At 46.8% G+C, this 21,763-nt stretch carries 15 protein-coding genes; 13 read left to right on the forward strand and 2 right to left on the reverse strand.

Going from position 1 to position 21,763, the window contains the following annotated elements:
• The first annotated feature begins 97 nt into the window (after positions 1 to 97).
• From A3860_RS21760 to A3860_RS21770, 3 genes are all read left to right on the forward strand, one after another.
• Positions 98 to 1,276 carry an efflux RND transporter periplasmic adaptor subunit gene (locus tag A3860_RS21760; protein ID WP_173820242.1) on the forward strand — a complete coding sequence of 393 codons (1,179 nt, stop codon included), beginning with the start codon at positions 98 to 100 and terminating at the stop codon, positions 1,274 to 1,276.
• Between the two features lie 158 nt (positions 1,277 to 1,434).
• A complete protein-coding gene (locus A3860_RS21765; protein WP_081149808.1) occupies positions 1,435 to 4,614 on the forward strand; it encodes an efflux RND transporter permease subunit in 3,180 nt (1,059 codons plus the stop codon).
• A 74-nt stretch (positions 4,615 to 4,688) separates the two neighbouring features.
• Positions 4,689 to 6,104 carry an efflux transporter outer membrane subunit gene (locus tag A3860_RS21770; protein WP_081149870.1) on the forward strand — a complete coding sequence of 472 codons (1,416 nt, stop codon included), beginning with the start codon at positions 4,689 to 4,691 and terminating at the stop codon, positions 6,102 to 6,104.
• A gap of 168 nt (positions 6,105 to 6,272) precedes the next feature.
• Here the strand turns inward: A3860_RS21770 and htpG are convergent, their stop codons facing one another.
• Both htpG and A3860_RS21780 read right to left on the reverse strand, forming a co-directional pair.
• Positions 6,273 to 8,168 carry a molecular chaperone HtpG gene (gene htpG, locus A3860_RS21775; RefSeq protein WP_081149811.1) on the reverse strand — a complete coding sequence of 632 codons (1,896 nt, stop codon included), beginning with the start codon at positions 8,166 to 8,168 and terminating at the stop codon, positions 6,273 to 6,275.
• 148 nt (positions 8,169 to 8,316) lie between these two features.
• The gene (locus A3860_RS21780) at positions 8,317 to 8,697 is read right to left on the reverse strand and encodes a hypothetical protein (protein WP_081149814.1); all 381 of its coding nucleotides are present in this window, start codon (positions 8,695 to 8,697) and stop codon (positions 8,317 to 8,319) included.
• Between the two features lie 333 nt (positions 8,698 to 9,030).
• Between A3860_RS21780 and A3860_RS21785 the strand changes: the two genes are divergently transcribed.
• The 10 genes from A3860_RS21785 to A3860_RS21830 all read left to right on the forward strand — a co-directional run bounded on the left by A3860_RS21785 (position 9,031) and on the right by A3860_RS21830 (position 21,425).
• A complete protein-coding gene (locus tag A3860_RS21785; RefSeq protein WP_081149817.1) occupies positions 9,031 to 13,968 on the forward strand; it encodes a cadherin-like beta sandwich domain-containing protein in 4,938 nt (1,645 codons plus the stop codon).
• Between the two features lie 189 nt (positions 13,969 to 14,157).
• Positions 14,158 to 14,511, forward strand: a complete 354-nt coding sequence (gene rpsF, locus A3860_RS21790; RefSeq protein ID WP_081149820.1) for a 30S ribosomal protein S6 — start codon at positions 14,158 to 14,160, stop codon at positions 14,509 to 14,511.
• Between the two features lie 4 nt (positions 14,512 to 14,515).
• On the forward strand, positions 14,516 to 14,782 hold the full coding sequence (rpsR, locus tag A3860_RS21795; protein WP_014221276.1) for a 30S ribosomal protein S18: 267 nt from the start codon (positions 14,516 to 14,518) through the stop codon (positions 14,780 to 14,782).
• 9 nt (positions 14,783 to 14,791) lie between these two features.
• Positions 14,792 to 15,238: a 50S ribosomal protein L9 gene (rplI, locus tag A3860_RS21800; protein WP_081149823.1), complete on the forward strand. Its 447-nt coding sequence runs from the start codon at positions 14,792 to 14,794 to the stop codon at positions 15,236 to 15,238.
• A gap of 382 nt (positions 15,239 to 15,620) precedes the next feature.
• On the forward strand, positions 15,621 to 15,986 hold the full coding sequence (locus A3860_RS21805; protein ID WP_081149826.1) for an RNA recognition motif domain-containing protein: 366 nt from the start codon (positions 15,621 to 15,623) through the stop codon (positions 15,984 to 15,986).
• Between the two features lie 565 nt (positions 15,987 to 16,551).
• The gene (locus A3860_RS21810; protein WP_081149829.1) at positions 16,552 to 17,931 is read left to right on the forward strand and encodes an HAD-IB family phosphatase; all 1,380 of its coding nucleotides are present in this window, start codon (positions 16,552 to 16,554) and stop codon (positions 17,929 to 17,931) included.
• 75 nt (positions 17,932 to 18,006) lie between these two features.
• Positions 18,007 to 18,879, forward strand: a complete 873-nt coding sequence (locus A3860_RS21815) for a universal stress protein (protein ID WP_081149832.1) — start codon at positions 18,007 to 18,009, stop codon at positions 18,877 to 18,879.
• A gap of 104 nt (positions 18,880 to 18,983) precedes the next feature.
• Positions 18,984 to 19,553, forward strand: coding sequence for a hypothetical protein (locus A3860_RS21820; RefSeq protein ID WP_143774213.1), 570 nt, complete (start codon positions 18,984 to 18,986; stop codon positions 19,551 to 19,553).
• 490 nt (positions 19,554 to 20,043) lie between these two features.
• Positions 20,044 to 21,072 (forward strand): trypsin-like serine peptidase, encoded by a 1,029-nt coding sequence (locus A3860_RS21825; RefSeq protein ID WP_216823486.1) that lies wholly within the window; start codon positions 20,044 to 20,046, stop codon positions 21,070 to 21,072.
• Positions 21,051 to 21,425 (forward strand): carboxypeptidase regulatory-like domain-containing protein, encoded by a 375-nt coding sequence (locus tag A3860_RS21830; protein WP_081149837.1) that lies wholly within the window; start codon positions 21,051 to 21,053, stop codon positions 21,423 to 21,425. Before A3860_RS21825 ends, A3860_RS21830 begins: the two co-directional genes overlap by 22 nt.
• Positions 21,426 to 21,763: the final 338 nt, after the last annotated feature.

Raw genomic sequence — 21,763 nt, forward strand, 5'->3', positions numbered from 1 at the left:
CGCATCTGAACCTGCGCACAAGCTGCGCGCCGTAGTCTTATCGCAGTACGCGATCTGCTTGCCTTTAACGATTTATTGTATGTCTATTAAACCATGTATGATGAAACCTTTAGATAACATGAAGACCAATTACAGCTGGGTTAAGTTACTTACAGCTATCAGTGTTGCAACAGTCTTGTATAGCTGCAGCAACACCTCAGCAACCCCCGGAATGCCGCAACAAGCTATGGCATTACCCGTAGTACCCGTAACCACCACGACGGCAACTACTTTTAGGGAATACCCTGCATCACTCGAAGGAAAAGTGAATGTTGAGATAAAACCTCAGGTGGAAGGTTATCTTGAAAAGATCTTTGTTGATGAAGGCGCCTGGGTAAAAACAGGGCAGCCTCTCTTCAGGATCGACGCCCGTATGTACAATGAAGCATTGAACACAGCGAACGCGAGCCTGCTTGCAGCCAAAGCCAATGTGGCCAAAGCAAAAGTAGATGTAGACCGCCTCGTTCCGCTCGTAGAGAACAAGGTGATCTCTGATGTGCAGCTTAAATCGGCCCAGGCCGTTTACGATGCAGCAGTAGCTGCTGAAGCGCAGGCAAAGGCTGCCATCGCCAACGCACAGATCAACATTGGTTATACCCTTATAAGAGCTACCGCCAATGGATACATCGGCCGCATACCTTTTAAAGCAGGCGCTCTTGTTACAAAGAGTGATGCCCTTACTGTACTGTCAGACATTCATGAAATGTATGCGTACTTTTCATTGAGCGAACCAGACTTTATTGCGTTCAAGAACCAGTTTGCCGGCAACTCAATTGAGGAAAAAGTAAAACAGGTTCCACCTGTTGAACTGGCGCTGGCCGACAACAGTATTTACCCCGTAAAAGGAAAGCTCAGCACTATCGAAGGACAATTCGATAAAACAACCGGTGCTATCAGCTTCCGCGCTACTTTCTCTAACCCCGGCGGTATACTGCGTACCGGCAATACCGGAAAGGTTCGCATTCCCCAACAATTTAATGATGCGCTTATTGTGCCCATGGAAGCCACCTTCGATGTACAGGATAAAGTGTTCGTGTTTGTTGTGGGCGACAGTAATAAAGTGGCCAGCAGGCCCATCACCGTTACGGGTAAAACCACCAACTATTACTTTGTAAAAGATGGGGTGAAAGCCGGTGACAAGATCGTATTCTCAGGGGTAGGTAACCTGCAGGATGGTATGGCAATAGTGCCCCAGCCAATGTCTGCAGACAGCTTGTTGAAAGCGAAACCTCTTTAATTCACGAAGTAGAAAGTAAGATGCATGTAGCCAGAGAGCGCCCCTCTCTGTCTGTAGGGAGTTCTTGTGCCTGATAAGCCTTTTTTGCATCCTGCTTCTTACCTCATCCTTCTGAATGCTGACATCAGACATCAGAATCAAATTCAAATTATTCACTCATGTTAAGAAGATTTATTGAAAGACCGGTTCTGTCAACGGTAGTTTCTATCATTCTGCTTTTATTAGGCGGGCTGTCGTTGTTTACATTGCCAGTTACGTTGTTCCCCGACATTGCGCCACCAAGCGTACAGGTAACAGCCCTGTATCCCGGCGCCAATGCCGAGGTGGTTGCCCGTTCGGTGGCCACCCCGCTGGAAGAAGCGATCAATGGAGTGGAGAACATGACCTATATGACCTCCAACTCCAGTAACGACGGTAGTATGACGCTTACCGTTTATTTCAAACAGGGAACCAATCCTGATATCGCATCGGTAAACGTGCAGAACAGGGTATCAAAGGCCGTAAGCCAGGTACCTGCCGAAGTGGTGCAGGCGGGTATTTCAACCCAGAAAGTACAGAACAGTATCATCATGTTCGTGGCGCTCAGCAGCGACGACAAGAGTAAATACGATGAGCTGTTCCTCGAAAACTATATCAAGATCAACCTTATCCCTGCCATACAACGTGTACCCGGTGTAGGTCAGGCCCTGGTTTTTGGTACCAAGGATTACTCCATGCGTATCTGGCTGAAGCCCGACCGGCTTACCGCCAATAACCTGAGCCCCCAGGATGTACTGAGCGCCATCAGGGATCAGAACCTGGAAGCCGCCCCTGGCCGTTTGGGTCAAAGCAGCAAGGAAGTATATGAATACGTTTTGAAATACAAGGGTAAGTTGAACCAGGGCGAAGAATATGAGAACATGATCATCAAGGCCAATTCCGATGGTTCCATGCTTCGCCTGAAAGATGTGGCCCGTGTTGAATTTGGTTCCTATACCTATTCAACCAACGCCCGTATGGATGGCACCCCGGTATCGGGTTTTGCCGTGTTCCAGACAGCCGGTTCAAACGCCAACGATATCCTGAAAGAATGTGAACGCCTGCTGAAGGATTTTGAGAAAACCCTGCCCAAGGGACTCAAAACCACCATCATGTACAACTCGAAGGAGTTCCTCGATGCCTCTATTGACCAGGTAACAGAAACCCTGGTGATCGCCTTCATACTGGTGTTCATTGTGGTATTCATATTCCTGCAGGATTTCCGTTCAACCCTTATCCCGGCCATTGCCGTTCCTGTGGCCATCATTGGTACCTTCTTCTTCATGCAGTTGTTCGGCTTTACCATCAACCTGCTTACGCTGTTTGCGTTGGTACTGGCAATTGGGGTGGTAGTGGATGACGCCATTGTGGTAGTGGAAGCGGTGCACTCGAAAATGGAACGAACGAACCTGCCGGCAAGGGTAGCCACCGTTCAGTCGATGAGCGAGATCTCGGGCGCCATCATCTCCATTACGCTGGTAATGGCTGCGGTGTTCATTCCCGTAGGCTTTATGCAGGGCCCGGCCGGGGTGTTCTACAGGCAGTTTGCCTTTACGCTGGCCATCGCCATCCTTATTTCAGCCATCAATGCGTTAACGCTGAGCCCCGCATTGTGTGCCCTGTTCCTGAAGAACGAGCATGCAGGCGAAGGTGAGCATGCCCGCAAAAAAGGCTTTATGAACCGTTTCTATGCCGGTTTCAATGCAGGCTTTAACGGTATAACCAACAGATACATACGCAGCCTGAAATTCCTGGTACGCCGCAGATGGGTGGCAATAACTGCCCTCGTGCTCATCGCCGCCGGCGCCTTCTTCCTGGTGAAAAAAGCCCCCACCGGCTTCATTCCCACAGAAGACCAGGGTTTCGTACTGTTTGCAGTTAACACACCGCCCGGTAGCTCACTCGAAAGAACGCATGAGGCTACCCTGAAAATAGACAGCATCATTCAGCAGGACCCGGCCTACAACCACCTGTATGTGATCGATGGGTTGAACTTCATCAGCAATGCGAACGCATCGCCTTATGCAGCCGGCTTTATGCGGTTGAAGAATTATGATGAACGAGGCCCCGTGAAGAACCCTGATCAAATTGCCGCCGGACTTATCGGAAAAGTAAGCCAGGTGAAAGGCGCCAACGCCTTCTTCTTCAACTTCCCTACCGTACAGGGTTTTGGTAACGTGAGTGGTTTTGAGTTCATGTTGCAGGACCGCACCAACGGCCCGCTCGATAAACTGGGTGGAACCGCCTGGCAGTTCATTGGCGCATTGATGCAAAGACCCGAGATTGGATTCGCCTTTACCACCTTTGCCGCCGGTAACCCGCAATACACCATTGAAGTGGATTATGCAAAAGCCAAACAGCTGGGTGTATCGGTAAGCGAGCTCATGCAAACCATGCAGATCTACTACGGTAGTAGCTTCGTCACCGACTTCAACCGGTTTGGTAAATACTATCGCGTAATGGCGCAGGCCGATGTGGCATTCCGTGCCGATATCAACTCGCTGCAGGGAATATACGTAAAGAACAACCGCGGCGAAATGGTTCCAGCCAATACCATGGTGAACCTGAAACGCGTGTATGGTCCTGAAACCGTAACCCGCAACAACCTGTTCAACGCCGTTACCATCAACGGTTCGCCCAAACCAGGTTTCAGTACGGGTGATGCCATCAAGGCCATTGAAGAAACCGCTAAAAAGGTATTGCCCAGAGGTTATTCTTACGAATGGACGGGCGTAACCCGCGAAGAAATTAAAACCGGTAACCAGCAGGCCTTTATCTTCCTGCTGAGCGTACTGTTCGTTTACTTCCTGCTGGCCGCCCAGTATGAAAGTTACATTCTGCCGCTGGCAGTGATCTTAACGGTTCCAACCGGTGTATTGGGTGTATTTGCCTTTATTGGTTTTGCCGGTATCGACAATAACATCTATGTGCAAATCGGTTTGATCATGCTGGTAGGTCTGTTGGCGAAGAACGCGATCCTGATCGTAGAATATGCTGTACAACGCAGAAGAAGCGGTATGGGACTCATTGATGCGGCACTGGAAGCCTCGCGCTTGCGGCTTCGCCCCATCCTCATGACCTCCTTTGCCTTCATTGTAGGTCTGTTACCACTGGTTTTCACGCATGGCGCTTCGGCACTCGGTAACCACTCCATTGGTGTAAGTGCTATTGGCGGTATGCTTACCGGGGTAATACTCGGCGTGTTCCTGATCCCTGTGCTGTTTGTGATCTTCCAGTATCTGCAGGAAAAGGTTCAGAAGAGGCCGGTGTTCGACCAAACAAATTTGCCAGATGCTGAAATCGCAGCTGCAAAACATTGATAAATTAAAGATCAGCAGTGTACCGGCCTGCCGGCAGGCAGGCCGGTACACTCAATAACCTAAATAAGGAGATAATGCGAAAAAGTAATATCACTATCTATTCCACCCTGGCATTGGTGGCGTTGCTGGCAGCGTGCCGCATGGGTAAAGATTATCAGCGCTCCGATCTTTCTTTACCGGCACAGTTCGCCAATACAACAGCACCCTCCGACTCCAGCGTGGCAGATATGGAATGGAAAAAGTTTTTTTCAGATCCTACCCTGCAGTCACTGATAGGCCATGCGCTCCAGAACAGCTTTGATGTACAGCTGGCCATGAAGCGGGTCGATGAAGCCCGCGCCTATGCCAACCAGGCCAAAGTGAACTGGGGACCAACCATACAGGCAAACATCAATGCCTCTTCTTCTTTTCCCTCAAAGAACAGTTTGAACGGCTTAAGCCTGAAAAACTTTCTGGGAAAAGATCATATTGAAGATTATAACCTGGGAGCAGGATTAACCTGGGAAATAGATATCTGGGGCAAGCTGCGCCGTCAGCGCGAAGCTGCCGGAGCCAGCTATCTGCAATCATATGAAGCCAGCCGGGCTGTGCAAACCGCCCTGGTGGCCAATATTGCCAGCGCCTATTATAATTTGCTGATGCTCGATGCCCAACTGGCCATTGCCCAAAACAACATAAACCTGGGCGATACCATTGTACGGTTTATTGGCCTGCAAAAACAGGCGGGTCAGGTTACTGAACTGGCTGTACAACAGGCAACCGTTCAACAGCAAACAGCTAAGTTACTGGTGCCGCAGCTCGAACAGCAAATTGCCATTCAGGAAAACACCATCCGCATCCTGAGCGGCGATCAACCCGGCACCATTGCCCGCAATGCACAATTGAGCACATACAAAGTATGGGATAATTTGCCCACCGGTGTACCGGCTGCCATGGTAAGCCGCCGGCCCGATGTACGCACCAATGAAATGGCCCTGGTAGCCGCCAATGCGAAAGTAGGCGTAGCCGAAGCAAGCTTTTACCCAACCATAAGCATTTCGGCCAGCGGCGGATTAAATGCCTATCAGTTCAGCAAATGGTTCACCATGCCGGCCTCGCTGTTTGCTACCGGAACTGCCGGTATTACCCAGCCCATTTTTCAACGCCGGGCTTTAAAAACCAATTATGAAGTAGCCAAATTGCAACGCGACCAGGCAGCCATTACCTTCCGCCAAAGTGCGGTTACCGCGCTGGGCGAAGTAACGAATGCGCTGGTTAGTTTGGATAAGCTGAAATCACAATACCAGATCAGCACCGACCAGGTGAATACCTTGCACAGCGCTATTAGCCATGCACGACTGTTATTCCAAAGCGGTCTGGCCGATTACCTGGAAGTGATCACAGCCCAAAGCAACCTGTTGCAGGCCGAATTGAACCAGGCCACTATTGAACGCGATCAGCTCAGCGCTGCCGTTGAGTTGTACAGAGCGTTAGGCGGTGGCTGGAAGTAAGACCAGAAATGTAGTATTTATGGGGTGATGGGATATGGATAATTAAAGACAGGTGAAGTGAATATATAAGAATGGAAGTATAACGAATGGATAATTGGTTTAGTAGGTAAAAATAAAAAAGCCATCAGTGATAAACTGGTGGCTTTTTTTATGTCGTATTATTTCTTACTAGGCTTTAGCGCCAGCCAATTGTTCGGCTCCCATTAAATCAACACTGCGATTGATGAAGTTGGTAAGGTTACCCCCCTTCAGCAAGCCTTGCGACAACAAGGCCAGGTCGGCCAGGTTATGCACCATTTTCTCTTTCATTTCTTTATTATCGCTTTTCAGCACCTGCTGATAAATGGGGTGATTGCCATTAACAGTAAGCGTTACTTCATCGGGCATGTTGGCGTAAAAACTACCCATAGGACCACTCAAATTGGCCATGTCTTTCATGCGGCGCATGAACTCAGGGCGCGTAGCTACAACGGGCGGCGCATCGGTGCTCAGTCCTTTTACCTCAACCGTCATGTTCAAACCCGGCATTTTAAGATCGAACAGTCCTTTTAAAGCGCTTTCCTCATCCTTGCTCAATACACTATCCAGGTTCTCCTGTTTGTCAATAAGGTTATCGGCAATATCAGCATCAACCCGGTTAAAATGAACATCGTTCCATTTCGTTTCCATTTGGTTAATGAACGAAGGATCAATGAGCGTATCGAGTTTCACCACTATATAGCCCTTTGCTTCAGCCCCTTTGATGAATGCATCCTGTTGTACCATATCGGTGGTGTACAGGATAACCAGCTTCTCCTCTTTATTCTTTTGCAGGGTTTCAGCCGCCATACGGTATTCCTCAAGGGTGTAAAATTTCTTTTCAGCCCCTTCCGCATTGCTGGCAGTTTCGAACAAATGGAACTTGTTGCCCCTTTCCATGAACTTGTCATCGGTCATCATACCATACTTCACAAACAAGCCGAGGCTATCCCATTTGCCTTCAAATTCTTTTCTTTCTTTATTGAACAGCTCTTCCAGCTTATCGGCCACCTTCTTGGTGATGTGGTTGTTGATCTTCTTCACATTGGGATCGCCCTGCAGGTAGCTGCGGCTAACGTTAAGCGGTATATCCGGGCTATCTATTACCCCATGCAACAGCATCAGAAACTCCGGTACAATATCCTTTACTTCATCAGTAACAAACACCTGGTTGCTGTACAGCTGTATCTTGTCTTTCTGTATTTCGTAGCTCTGTTTTATTTTGGGGAAGTACAGGATGCCGGTGAGGTTGAACGGATAATCCACATTCAGATGTATCCAGAACAAAGGCGGTTCGTTATAGGGATATAATTCCTTATAAAAACTCTGATAATCTTCCGGGGTAAGCTCGCTGGGTTTCTTTTTCCAGGCAGGTTGGGTATTGTTGATAGGCCCGGTCTCTTTTTCTTCTTCCAGCTTTTCCTCTTCCTTATGACGGAAATAAATGGGTATGGGCAAAAAGCGGCAGAACCGGTTCAAAATACCTTTGATGCGATCAGCATCCAGGAACTCGGCGCTTTCTTCGTTAATGTGTAAAACAATGTCGGTACCGCGGTCTGCTTTTGTTGTTTCTTCCAGCATATATTCCGGACTGCCATCGCATTCCCAGCGAACGGCCGGCGCCTCTTCTTTAAAGCTTTTGGTAAATACTTCTACCTTATCGCTCACCATAAAGGCCGAGTAAAAACCCAAACCAAATTTACCGATGATGGCATTCTCATTCTGCCCCTTGTATTTTTTTACAAATTCTTCGGCGCCGCTAAAAGCCACCTGGTTCAAATATTTTTCTACCTCAGCCGACGTCATCCCAATTCCGCGGTCAGAAATGGTAATGGTCTTTTTTTCTTCATCGAGCTTTATCTCGATGTTCAGATCGCCGTATTCCCCCTTGGCTTCTCCAATGGAAGAAAGGGTCTTCAATTTCTGGGAAGCATCCACTGCATTACTGATCAGCTCCCGAAGGAAAATATCGTGATCGCTATACAGGAATTTCTTGATAATTGGAAAAATGTTCTCCGTTTGTACCTGTATGGTCCCTTTTTGCATATGTATCTTTTTTGGCAGTTAATAGTATGTGGGAGGAACCTCACCAAAGAGAGTGCCATTGGCCATCCGGGCCTGAAAATCGGCAATATTGTCAGCCCGGCAGCAAAAAAATACCGGCAACGCGCTGAATATACTGGCTGAGCAGCTTTTAGCCATGCCGCATCAGACAGCCGATCATTCTTATAATAATGAATGCGATCCAGATCCAATGCCAGGCTTTGAGGCCGGAATTATTGGCCGGCCTGCTTTGACCGCGCACCTGGCGGCGGGAAAAAGCGGTGGTGGCAGCCGCAGTGGTGGTTGTGCTGGTTCTTTCCCTGGTGGCATTAATGGCCTTTAATTGCTTTTCCGCCGCTTTCTGTTCTTTGGTGCGGTAATCGAATCCTCTTGCCAACAGTATCCGGCGGGCGGTATCCACTACGCCGGGCTGATAGTTTCCAGAAGTATCGGTAACTATCTGAACGAGTTGTTCGGTGCTGTAGGCGGCATACTTGTCATACGTGGCGTCTCCGGTTTTGAATAAAGACATATGCTGGTATTAAGGATTGGGGTAAAAATAACCTATTCGCTGGTATGGGAAAAGTGGTTATTTCGGGCACTAACGCATGCGCCATAAACGACAAAATATGACAGAAATGCGCTCAAAATAATTACAATGTCGCTTTTTTATATTTATATTAGTGTGTTCATGCGACCTGTACGTTTACAATTACCGATAAACGATAACATTCGCATAATACAGGGCTTATATCTTTGGCCCAAAGTACCACCCCCAAAAAATCCTTTACTGGTAGTATTTCCGCTTGCCCGCCAGATCCACTGAATAACCGCAAAATATTTTTCCTTCAAACCAAAATGCACAATGAGAAAATTTTACCTGTTACTAGGTATGCTCTTCATGGCATGTCCTGAAATCTTTTCCCAGGTTAGTTTAACCGCTTTGAACACAACCTATTCCCAGGATTTTAACACGCTGTCCAATTCCGCCGCATCATCAACAGTTCCCTCGGGGTGGTTGTTCAGTGAAAGCGGTACTGCTGCCAATACCACTTACAACATTAACACCGGATCAACCGCTACAGGAGATACTTACAGCTTTGGTTCTTCTGGCAGTACCGACAGGGCCTTCGGCGGAATTTTATCAGGCAGCCTCGTGCCCACCATCGGCGCTGCATTTACCAACAATACCGGCAGCACAGTTACCACGCTTACTGTTTCCTATACCGGCGAGCAATGGCGGTTGGGAACCACAGGCCGCACAGACAGGCTCGACTTTCAATACAGTCTTGACGCAACCAGCCTTGCTACCAGTACTTTTACCTGGGTTGATGTAAACAGCCTTGATTTTAATGCCCCGAATTCTAGCGGAACACTCGCTTTAGACGGAAATGTAGCCGCTAACAGAACTGCCATCAGCTTTACCATAACAGGTTTGTCAATACCCAACGGCGCTACTTTTTATTTCAGATGGAACGATTTCAATGCAGCCAGCTCTGATGATGGCTTGGCTATTGATGATTTTAGCCTTACGCCTGCAAATCCGGATGCAACCCTGTCGGCACTTGCCATCAGTGCAGGCTCATTAACACCCACGTTCTCCTCTTCCACTACCAGCTATACGGCATCTGTGGCCAATGGCATCAGTAGCATCACCGTTACACCAACTGCCACCAATGCATCGGCTGCTATTACTGTTAACAGCACTTCGGTGGTCAGTGGCAACGCTTCTGCACCCATCTCCCTGGCTGTGGGATCCAATATTATAACCACTGTAGTAACTGCACCCGACGGCATTTCTTCCCAAACCTATACAATAACCGTTACCAGGGCCGCTTCAGTGCCAACGGTTATCCTGAATTCAGGATTAACAGGTTTTGGGAATACCTGCATCAATACCACCGCAGGCCCTAACTCATTTACCATAGATGGCGCTGATCTGGATGGCACTGATATTACCATCGCCGCCCTTCCGGGATTTACGTATAGCGAAACATCGGGCGGAACCTATACCAGTACACTTACATTCTCTTATAGCGGCACGAGCTTTTCGGGCAAGATCATCTATGTGAAGTTCAGCCCTACCGCGGTTCAATCGTATGACGGCAATATTGCTGTGAGCGGTGGCGGAATCACCACATTGAACGTTCCCGCTACAGGGTCGGGCGTAAACGCAACTGCTACGGTAAGCACCGGTACAAGTTCGGCAATCACCTCTACCACAGCCACTGTTGCAGGCACCATTACCGACGCCGGTTGCTCAACGATCACCAGCTATGGCATCGAATACAGCACTACCCCCGGCTTTACAAATGGTACGGGAACGCAGGTAACGGCTTCGAACCTGAGCGGTGGTAATTTCAGTGCAGCGCTTACCGGCCTGGCCCCCAATCAAACCTATTATTACAAAGCATTTGTAACCACTGCTGGCGGCACCGGCTATGGCAGCCAGCAGTCATTTACCAATACGCCGGTGCCTGTACCTATGGGGTCACAGCCCGGCATGAGCTATACGCAGGATTTTTCAGATATCGCCTCCTGGACCAATTTCGTAACAGGTACCGGCGCCAACCATTTTGGCGGGTTGACTGCAGGGGGAACGGGAACAATTCCTACTCCTGGTTATATCACTACAACCACTACGTCCTTCATAACCGGCACTTCCGGTGGCGTACAAAAAGGTACACAGGCCATTGTATTATTATCGACCGGTGCCAGCGACAATACCACTTCAGCAGCGATAGACTTTTATATGGATTTTACCGGCGTAAATGCCGGCACCCTGAGCTTTGACTGGGCCTCGGTAAATAATACAAGTGGCGACCGCAATGGCTCACTGCGGGTGTATGCCAGCGTCGATGGCACCACCTTTACCGAGCTCACCAATGTGCTGAATTTTACCAATTTTTCACCTACCAGCGGCACAAAATCAAATATTGCACTGCCTGCTATCTTCAACAACAGTACAACCGCAAGACTTCGTTTTTACTATTACAACGGTACGGGCGGTGCCAGCGGATCAAGACCCAAGCTCAGCATCGACAATCTTACCGTAACAGCGGTGTCTACCACACCCTGCGCTACGCCAACTGCTGCACCCACAGCATTGATCTTTGGTACCATTACTGATGTATCAATACAGGCCAGCTTTACCGCTGCCAGCCCTGCGGCAGATAATTACCTTGTTATTGCCAGTACCAACAGCAGCCTTACTTCTGACCCTGTAGACGGACAGATATACAACGTAGGCGATAATGTGGGTGATGGAACGGTGATCGCCAATAGCAGCAGCACCACTTTTACCGCTTCAGGGCTCAATGCCTCCACAACCTATTATTTCTTCATTTATTCCCTGAACAACCTTTGTACCGGTGGGCCGTTATATTATACAGGCACAGTACTTACCGATCAGGCTACTACCAATGCAGGATTACCCCCCTGTACAGCACCGGCCACACAGCCAACGAACCTGGTTTTCGGTACTGCAACCACCAGTACTATTCCCGGTTCTTTCACCGCTACTACTGCAGATGAATACCTGGTATTGGTAAGCACATCCGCTTCGCTCAGCAGCAACCCGGTGAACGGAACGGCATACGCAGCCGGCGATGTAATAGGTAACGCAACCGTGGTTACGCGAGGCACCACTACTTCCTTTACAGCAAGTAACCTGTCACCCAACACAACCTATTATTTCTATGTATTCAGTCTGCAATTACAAAATTGTTTGAACGGCCCTGCATATAACACGGCGTCTCCGTTGTCGGGTTCGCAGAATACGCAGCCGCTGCCTCCCTGTACCACACCTGCAGTGCAACCAACTTCATTGACCTTCAACGCTTCTAATACCAGCATTTCCGGAGCCTTTACTTCTGCCAGCGGGGCAGATGGTTACCTGGTGATCAGAAGCACCTCTTCGACCCTGTCTGCAACACCAGTAGACAATACCGATTACAATGTGGGCGACAATCTCGGCGGCGGTATAGTAGTGGCCAATACCGCTACCACCAGTTTCCTGGCTACAGGGCTTACCCCGGTCACCACTTATTATTTCTTTGTTTTCGCTACCAATAAAAGTTGTACGGGTGGAACAAAATACCTGGTCACTTCGCCATTAACAGGAAGCCAGGCCACCACCAATACGCCTGTATATAATTACTATTTCGGTACCCTGCACGCGCATTCCGATTATTCAGATGGTAATAAGGACAGCGTAGGCTACAGGCCTGCCGAGGATTACAATTATGCCATGAACTCCCAGTGTATGGATTTCCTGGGTATTTCAGAGCATAACCATTATTCTACTTTCAACAACCCGGGCGACTCGTTACCCAATTATCATAAAGGTTCGTTTCAGGCCGATAGCTTCAGCGCCGCCAATTCCAATTTCCTGGCATTGTATGGCATGGAGTGGGGTGTCATCAACAACGGCGGCCATGTGATAATTTACGGCGATGGTATGAACGACCTGTTCGGCTGGGAAAGCGGCAGCGGCGTCTGGGGCTCAAGTAATAATTACGATATATATGTAGGCAAGTATGATTATACCGGTACAAGCGGTTTGTTCAAGACAATCAACGACTATGTAGCCAAAAATACATTTGCTACACTGGCCCATCCCAATTCAACCGATTATAACAATATCGCCAACATAGCCTATGATGCGGTAGCAGATAATGCCATTACAGGCTCAGCGGTGGAAAGCGGCCGTGCAACATCTACCAATACCACTTACTCCAATCCTGCCGCTTCCATGTCGTATCTGTCGTATTTCCAGAAAATGCTCGCCCTTGGGTATCACCTGGGACCCACCGTCGACCACGATTCCCACTATACCAATTTTGGCCGTGCCACTTATTCACGCACCGGGGTACTGGCGCCATCGCTCACCAAAACAGAGATCATCAAAGCTTTTAGGAATATGCACTTCTATGCAACCCAGGATTGCGACACTAAAGTTGACTTTACGATCAATACCCAAATCATGGGTTCTGTATTTACCGATCGCAATGCACCGGTCATTTCTGTGAACCTGACCGACAACACCACCAGCGTGAGCAGTGCGGTGATCAACGTAATGTATGGTGTGCCAGGCAGTGGAGTAACCGCGCAAAAGATAGCCTCCGCAACCGGCAGCAGCATGTCCTATACAGACAATAACCTGGCTAATCTTTCTACAGGTTATTATTATATCGATATCACCAATGGCAGCGCGCGGATAATTACTTCGCCCATCTGGTATACCCGGAACGATGCAACCACACCGCTTCCGGTGACCCTGGTATCCTTTACAGGCCAGAAAGTGAATACGTCAATAAAGCTTAGCTGGACCACGGCCCAGGAAAGCAACAGCAGGGAATTCATTGTTGAAAGAAGCACCGATGGCCGCACGTATACTGCAATTGGCAAAGTAGCCGCAGCAGGCAATAGCGACCACGCTACCACCTATGGCTTTACCGATGCGCAACCGGCTTATGGCGTTAATTACTATCGCCTGAAACAAGTGGATATTGACGGAAAAGCCACCTACTCAAATATCGTTATCATCAGAACTGATAACGAAGGCGGTTTTGTGGCCGGCCCCAACCCGGCCCGTTCAACAGTAACGGTTTACCGGCAGGGCAATACCGAACAGGCGCGTATTGAGCTGATGGATGTAAATGGCAAGCTCATCAAACAATTGAGCATGGCAGGCACAACGGCTTACACTACCATCAATGTAAGCGGCTTGTCGAAAGGCATTTATTTGCTGAAACTGACCACCACAAAGGGTATGCAAACCCAAAAGATTATGGTGGAATAAGCGCTTATTAGCGATAGAAAACCCCTCAGGCAGTATACCTGAGGGGTTTTTCAATTTACTACCACCCTGTTTATCATACATTTACAGCATTAACTTTTATACTTTTGTCTCTTTTTGCCCCTTTCGCAGATTTGACTTACTTTTGCAGCCCATTTTAAAAATTATTTTTTAACCAACAAACAGGGATCAATGAACAATTACGAATTGATGGTGATTTTTACCCCTGTGCTGTCTGACGACGATTTCAAAGCGTCTCAGAAAAAATACACCGACTATATCAAAAGTATCGGCGGTGAGATTGTGCACGAAAATCCCTGGGGACTGAAATCACTGGCGTATCCGATCCAGAAAAAGACCACTGGTCTGTACTGGGTTATGGAATACAAAGCGCCATCCAACCTCAATGAGCAATTGAAAATTCAATTGCTGCGTGACGACAATGTGTTGCGTCACATGTTCACTGTGCTCGATAAATACGCCGTCGAGTACAATAACAAGAAGAGAAGTGGTGTACCTACAGGAACTGAAAAAGTAGAGGGATAGTACTATGGCAAAAGCAAATGAAATTAAGTACCTGACCGCCATTAAAACCGAGAAACCCCGGAAGAAATTCTGCCGTTTCAAGAAATATGGCATTAAGTACGTTGACTACAAAGATGCTGAGTTCCTGAAAAAATTCCTGAACGAGCAAGGTAAATTGCTGCCCCGCCGCATTACCGGTAACTCTTTGAAGTACCAGCGTAAAGTAGCTCAGGCATGTAAAAAAGCCCGTCAAATGGCTTTATTACCGTACGTAACTGACCTTTTAAAATAGGAGGACACCATGGAAATAATACTGATACAAGACGTAGATAACCTGGGTGGGGCCAACGAGGTAGTTAAAGTACGCAATGGCTATGCCCGTAACTTTCTTATTCCCCAAAAGTTTGCAGTAGAAGCCAGTCCTTCTAACCTCAAACAATTAGAGGAAAAAAGAAAACAGATAGAAAAGAAAGAAAAGAAAATGCTTTCTGCTATCAATGAAGTAATTGCCAAACTGAAAGAAGGCGCCCTGAAGATCGGAGCTAAATCCGGCACCAGCGGCAAGATCTTCGGTAGCGTTACCTCTTTGCAACTGGCCCGCGCCATCCGCGAACAAAAAGGTTATGAGATCGATCGCAAAAAGATCACTCTGCCTGATGAAGTAAAAGAACTGGGCGCTTATAAGGCTACCATCGATTTCGGCAATGGTCATTCAACCGAGCTGGAATTTGAAGTAGTGGCTGAGTAATTTTGTTCCCACTTCAATAAAAATTAGCCTTTTCTGCCGCCTGGCAGGGAAGGCTTTTTCTTTTGCAACCATATGTAAATATTTATCATATTTCCGGCCCAACCCTACCTGGCCATAAACGGCCCGGTTTCCCGGAAAATACCCCTATTTTTTTCTAAGTACTTGTCTTAAATCAAGTCCGTATTTCCCGCAAACCCGCACCCTTAGTGCATGTCAGATTTTTTTTATTGTTTAAATCAAATTATTTCTCCTATCTTCATGTTTAGATTAATGTCTTAGTTCTCATGTTCTGCAGTGTCTTACCTGTTTTTCGGTTTCCTCAGTTCATTGTAGCAACTATTGCCATTATCCTTTTTTTCAGAACACTAAAATTTTCGTTACAATGAACATTTATGTAGGGAACCTCTCCTGGCAAATGACCGATGAGGATTTAAGAACCCTGTTTGAGCAGTACGGCTCTGTTACATCTGCAAAAATTGTGAAAGACAAAACCAGCGGACGTAGCAAAGGTTTTGGATTCGTTGAAATGCCTGAGGACAGTGAAGCTCAGAACGCACTGACCAGCTTATACGAGTCTGAAGTTTTAGGCCGTAAGATTATCGTTAACGAAGCACAACCAAAACCACAAGGTGGTGGCGGCGGCGGATTCAAAAAACGCAGCTTCGGTGGCGGCGGCGGCGGCGGTGGCTACAAAAAAGGTGGCTACAATCGCGGCGGTGGCGGCGGTGGATACAACCGGGATTATTAATAAATCAACAAAGCCATTATATAAATCCTTCCGGCATACCGGAAGGATTTTTTTTTGCCCCCAGCCCTAAAAGGTAGCATCCTCCTTTACGCTTCTAACTACAACTTACAATTTCATTTGCTATAGGATCAGCCCTGCTGCAACATCACCCACGCGGATCCTGGCCCGCACCCGTAATCGTTCACTTTGGGCTATAAACGGCGGTAACTGAGAAGGTCGAACGCATGAACTTACAAATTGCCGCCCTGACGGCCTCTGGCACACCCTTTTCATTTAATTCTCTTTTAATATCAACTTAACGCCCAGTCAACATTAAGAGCCGAACTTACAATACATAAAAGGTTAAGCACCGGCGGGCATACATGTGGATTTTTCCCCACATATAGGACATTTTAATGCCTGTAAGAAGGAAAGGCACATCTTTTGCCTTTCTAAAGCGGTGTACAATATGCGCCTTGGGCAGGCACTAATTTCAGACCAGATTTTTCCTCAACTGCTTACATTCTGTGGAATCGCATTTATAGACTGTGGAATCACTTGTAGAAATCTATAAACCGGAGAAAATATGCTAACTGTAATTATACCAGTTTTAAACGAAGAGAAAACGATTGGTAATGTGGTCAGGTTCTGTCAGCAATTTCCGCTGGTGAGCCAGATAATCGTAGTGGATGACAAGTCGGAAGATAATACGGTGAATATAGCCACTGAAACCGGTGCACAGGTCATCATCAGCCAGGTGCGCGGCAAAGGCATTTCCATGAAAGATGGTATTGCCAAAGCCACCAATGACATCATCATTTTCCTCGATGGCGATATTGATCCGTATCCCGAAGGCACCATCACCAATTTGGCCGCTCCCCTGCTGGCCGACGAAGCCGATTTTGTAAAAGGCAGTTTCGCCCGCAATGCCGGCCGCGTTACAGAGCTGGTGGCAAAACCATTACTGAACATCTTCTACCCCGGTTTATCCCATTTTGCCCAGCCACTCAGCGGCATGATAGCCGGTAAAAAATCATATTTCAAAAAGATCGATTTCTTTAATGATTATGGTGTCGACATCGGCATCCTCATCGATATGTACCTGATGAAAGCGCGGGTGACCGAAGTGAACATCGGCTATATAGAAAATAAAAGCAAACCCTGGCAGGCACTGGGCAAAATGAGTAAAGAAGTATCCCGCGCCATCATCAGCAAAGCCCAGTTGCAGCATTCAGATACCATTAGTGAAGAAGAGATGCATTCGCTGGAGACCATCAACCGCGAAATGAATAAAACACTGCGTGAGAAATTATCAGGCTTTCATAAAATGGCCATCTTCGATATGGACGATACCATTTTGCAGGGCCGCTTCATCGATGCCTGCGCTGCCGCATTTGGCTTTACCGCCAAGCTCGAAGACCTGCGCGCCCGCGAAAAAGACGCCATCATTCTTACCAAACGCATCGGTTCATTTTTAAAGGGCCGTACCATGGACGAGCTGCTCCATGTAGCCAGCCAAATTGAAATGGTAAGCGACATCAGGGAAGTGGTGGGAGAATTGAAAAACCGGGGCTATATCATCGGCATCATCAGCAACAGCTATACCCTCATCACCAACTTTGTACGGCAAAAGATAGGCGCCGATTTTTCCTATGCCAATCAGCTGGAGTTCTTTGAAGGAAAGGTGACCGGCGAAATAAACCTGCCCTCCTATTTCTTTGGTTCGCCCGAAAGTGTATGCGGCCATTCCTATTGCAAAACCAACGCGCTGCAATATGCCTGCGAAAAATACAACGTGCCGCTTAAAAGTTGTATTGTAGTAGGTGACAGCCGCGACGACCGGTGTATGGTAGGGCATGCCGGTAAAGGCGTTGCCTTCTGCACAAAAGATGAATTACTCGAAACCATAGCATTTAAAAATATAAAGGAGAACAGTTTTCAATCGCTCCTGGCGCTGGCCATATAAGGGCGCCCGGGGTCAAAGGTCTGATGAAGCGAATAGTAAACCACATTTCTAACAGTAAACCTAAAACGAACGTCTATGCCAGGAAAATTATATAACATACTGGTGCCGGTTGATTTCTCCGGCCGCAGCAAGTGGGCCATCACAAAGGCTATTGAACTGGCTAATACCTTCCAGTGCAATATTCACCTGGTACACGTAGTATCGAAGAACCTGCTGCCACTGATACCCATTGACGCCAGCATGCTGCTTCCTTACGACATTACTGGCGATCTTAACCATGCCCGCAAAAAACTGGAATTACTGAAAGAAACCTATCAGCATCATTTATGTGGTGAAGGTAAGATCGAGATCAGCCTGTTACAGGGCCGGCCAAGCCAGCAACTGGTAAAATACATTGAACAATACGATATGGACCTGGTGGTAGTGGGATTGTCAAAATTCAATCTTATACACCGGATCCTATCTTCCGTTTCTATCAGCCAGCTGGCACGCAAAACCAATGTGCCTGCGCTGGCCATCAGGTCGAGCGGGTTGGTGAGCCATTTTAAAAAGATCGTATTACCGCTCACCAATGAAGTACCGGTGCGCCGCATAAAGTTCACCACGCTGCTGGCACGTACCTTCCAAAGCACGGTATACCTCGTTAGTTTGCGCAAGGAAGATAATGCCGCAGAAATAGTACTTGATAAAACACTGGAAGTAATACAAAGCCTGAGCACAATACCGGTGCAATGCTTTTTGCTGGAAGGTAAGAACCTGGCCAAGAGCACGCTTGAGTTTTCAAAACGCATCAATGCCGACCTCATCATGGCTAATCCGCTCAAAGAATTCCATATGCCCGGTTGGTGGAACCGTATAACGCGTAAGTTGTTATCGTATGGTTCAAAGATCCCTGTTATCACTGTTGATAAGAATAGCGAACAGGCATCAACCAATCCCCCATCGTAACACGTTTTGTTTTTTTAGATAAAGAAAAGCACTGCCTCATGGCGGTGCTTTTGCTTTTGGCGGAATTCGTTTATTTTTACTGCACAAAACCCTTTCGCCCTTATATGAAAGCTTTTATCCTTCTGTTGTTTACTACTATCTGTCTCCGATCATTTGCACAAACCGGCAACATCAAAAGAAACGCCGTATTCCTGAGCTTTGAAGAATTTAAAAACAATACGCCTTCTATTCACCCTATTCATATATTCCTGGAACAAACCGCAGAGGATGAATACACCCTGAAGTACCAGGATTCAACAGGCAATACAGAAAAATATAAAAGATCTGTCTGGGGATTTTCTGACAGTGAGGATGTTTATATTAGATACAATAAACATTATGCAAAATTCATGGCCATCGGCAGGATCTGTGTATTTAAATATTTACAGGAGTCACAAACACAATGGAGTGCAAGTCAGCCTGGTTTTGCAAGTGTCAGATACAAAACCAAAGAAGTAGAAAAGTCATATATACTTGATGTTAATACCGGCGATATAATTACCCTAAAAGTATCTGCTGTTAAAAAGCTGATAGCTGATGACACGGAGTTATTGGCAGAATATGATCAGCTTCCTGAATATAACCAGGAAAGGGACAAGCTCACATATATAACAAAATACAACGAACGCCACTAAATCAATACAGCTTTATTTATGTTCAAACAACATAATGCAAGCGCCTGCTGTTCATAATTATTTTATATGAAAAGCAAAAGAATATAAAATATACTCTATACCTTTAAAAGGAGAAGTGGAGGGTAGTTGTTATTATTGCAAGGAAAAGTTTACGAGAACCATAACCGTCCAACGTCTTGATTTCACCTCATAAGAAGGCCTATGAGGATCTATAGAGGTAATTACCTCCCCATCATTATCCGGAATACTCAAAGGCTCTGTACCGGTCCCACGCTATTCATTGTTTCGGTTAATGAAAACTGTTAAACACCATTACCTCTCAACAAATCATCTCCCGTTACCCCATACATAGGTAATATGGTTTCACTGTAATGAAAGGTTAAGATCGATCATTAACGGATCTGCATTGCACCGTACTGTTTTATTACAGCACTGTTTGTTATGCCCTGCCGCTTCAGCACTTCATTACAATAACCAAAAAAACTAATTTATGAAGCCAAAGACTTTCTCTGAGACACTGCGACCAAAGAATGGAAACGACAAAGATCCAATTTTAGCCACAACGCCTACACCCAGTTTGATTGAAACCTTACCCGGCCAATCATACATGAGTACCGAAACAGAAACGGAAACAGAGATCGAGGCAGTAGAAGGCTTTAAGCTTACCAAACCAGGAGAAGCCGATAAGGAAGTGTATAACAAACTAAGTACAGAAACTGAAATGGCATTTTCTACTTCACTGGAAGAGGCCGGGACAGAATTTACAGAAGAAGTAACAGAAGGCGTATTTACCCGCGATGCTTTTTTTGCAAGCTATCCTGAATTATATGAAAGAAGCGTTGCAGAAGTCATCATTGGCACCGATGACCGTGTTCGCATTTCCCCCACCACCACCTTCCCCTGGCGGGCCATTTGCGCATTACGCATTACCGCACAGGATAACAGCCGTTGGATAGGCACAGGCTGGCTGGTAGCTCCCCGCACTGTAATTACTGCCGGGCACTGCGTTTATATGCATGCACAGGGTGGCTGGCCCAAGAGCATTGAAGTAATACCCGGTTTAAATGATAGTGTTCGGCCCTATGGCTCCTGCGTAGGCACTTCTTTCAGAAGCGTTGCAGGCTGGGTAAACGACAAAAAAAGAGAGTATGACTATGGTTGTATCATTTTACCACGCGATTGCCGGCCCGGCGATAAAACCGGCGTATTCGGCTTTGCCGTAAAAGACAATCCCTATCTCTTGAGCGCCTACCTCAACCTCTCAGGCTATCCGGGCGACAAAGGCGGCAACCAGCAATGGTTTATGGCCCGTAAAGCAAAATCTGTTGCGCCCCGGGTTATTTATTATGAAATTGATACTATGGGCGGACAAAGCGGTTCTCCGGTTTGGATTAAGGTTGGAAATGCCCGCTATGCAGTTGGCATTCATACCAACGGTTTAATTTCCGGAAATTCAGCCACCCGAATTGTACAGCCTGTTTTCAATAATCTCCAGGCATGGAAAAATCTGGGCATGTAACCAAACAAAAGAGGAAAGGATGGCTGTGGATCACTGTCATCCTTTCCTGCTTTCTGATCGCATACTGGTTGATCAAAAACAACACTTATACCATGACAACCGCTTCCACCTCTGTAAAAGGAGTGCTGTATAAATCTGCTACCGGCGCCCCCATTGAAGGGGCCATTGTTATGATCGCCGAAGGCAGCTATGAGCATCCTGATATCGCTGCACAAAGTGATGAACAGGGCAATTTTTACCTGCCCAACATTCAGGTTCCCGGCACATATACCTTGCTAATTAATTATAGCAACGAATCGAAAAGGTTAACAGTGCATATTACCAAAGACAGTGTACTAAGAATACCATTGTAAAACAGACACTTATTTATTTTCAATTGCGTTTAACTGGATTATTATACTGTAATGATGGAATATTTTACTGTACTGAAAAAACAGAATAATTGTTCAAACGCAGTTTAACAGACTGATTAACTATCAGTTAGGAAGATATTTTCTTTCGCCACATTTCAATTTCCTCCACATTTTGCTAACATTTCCTAGGAGTAAATATTTATTCCTGCAAAATCTTTATGTCAATCTATTTTTTGTTTGCATTATAATTTGCAACTTTGCAGTAGGATAAGGTTTAATGGTTAATGGTATTTGATTAGTGTAGGGTCGCCTGTAAAAAGGCGACCTTTCTTTTTTAA

Origin of the sequence: Niastella vici (genome assembly GCF_002077945.1) — a bacterium.
Taxonomy (GTDB): Bacteria; Bacteroidota; Bacteroidia; order Chitinophagales; family Chitinophagaceae; genus Niastella; species Niastella vici.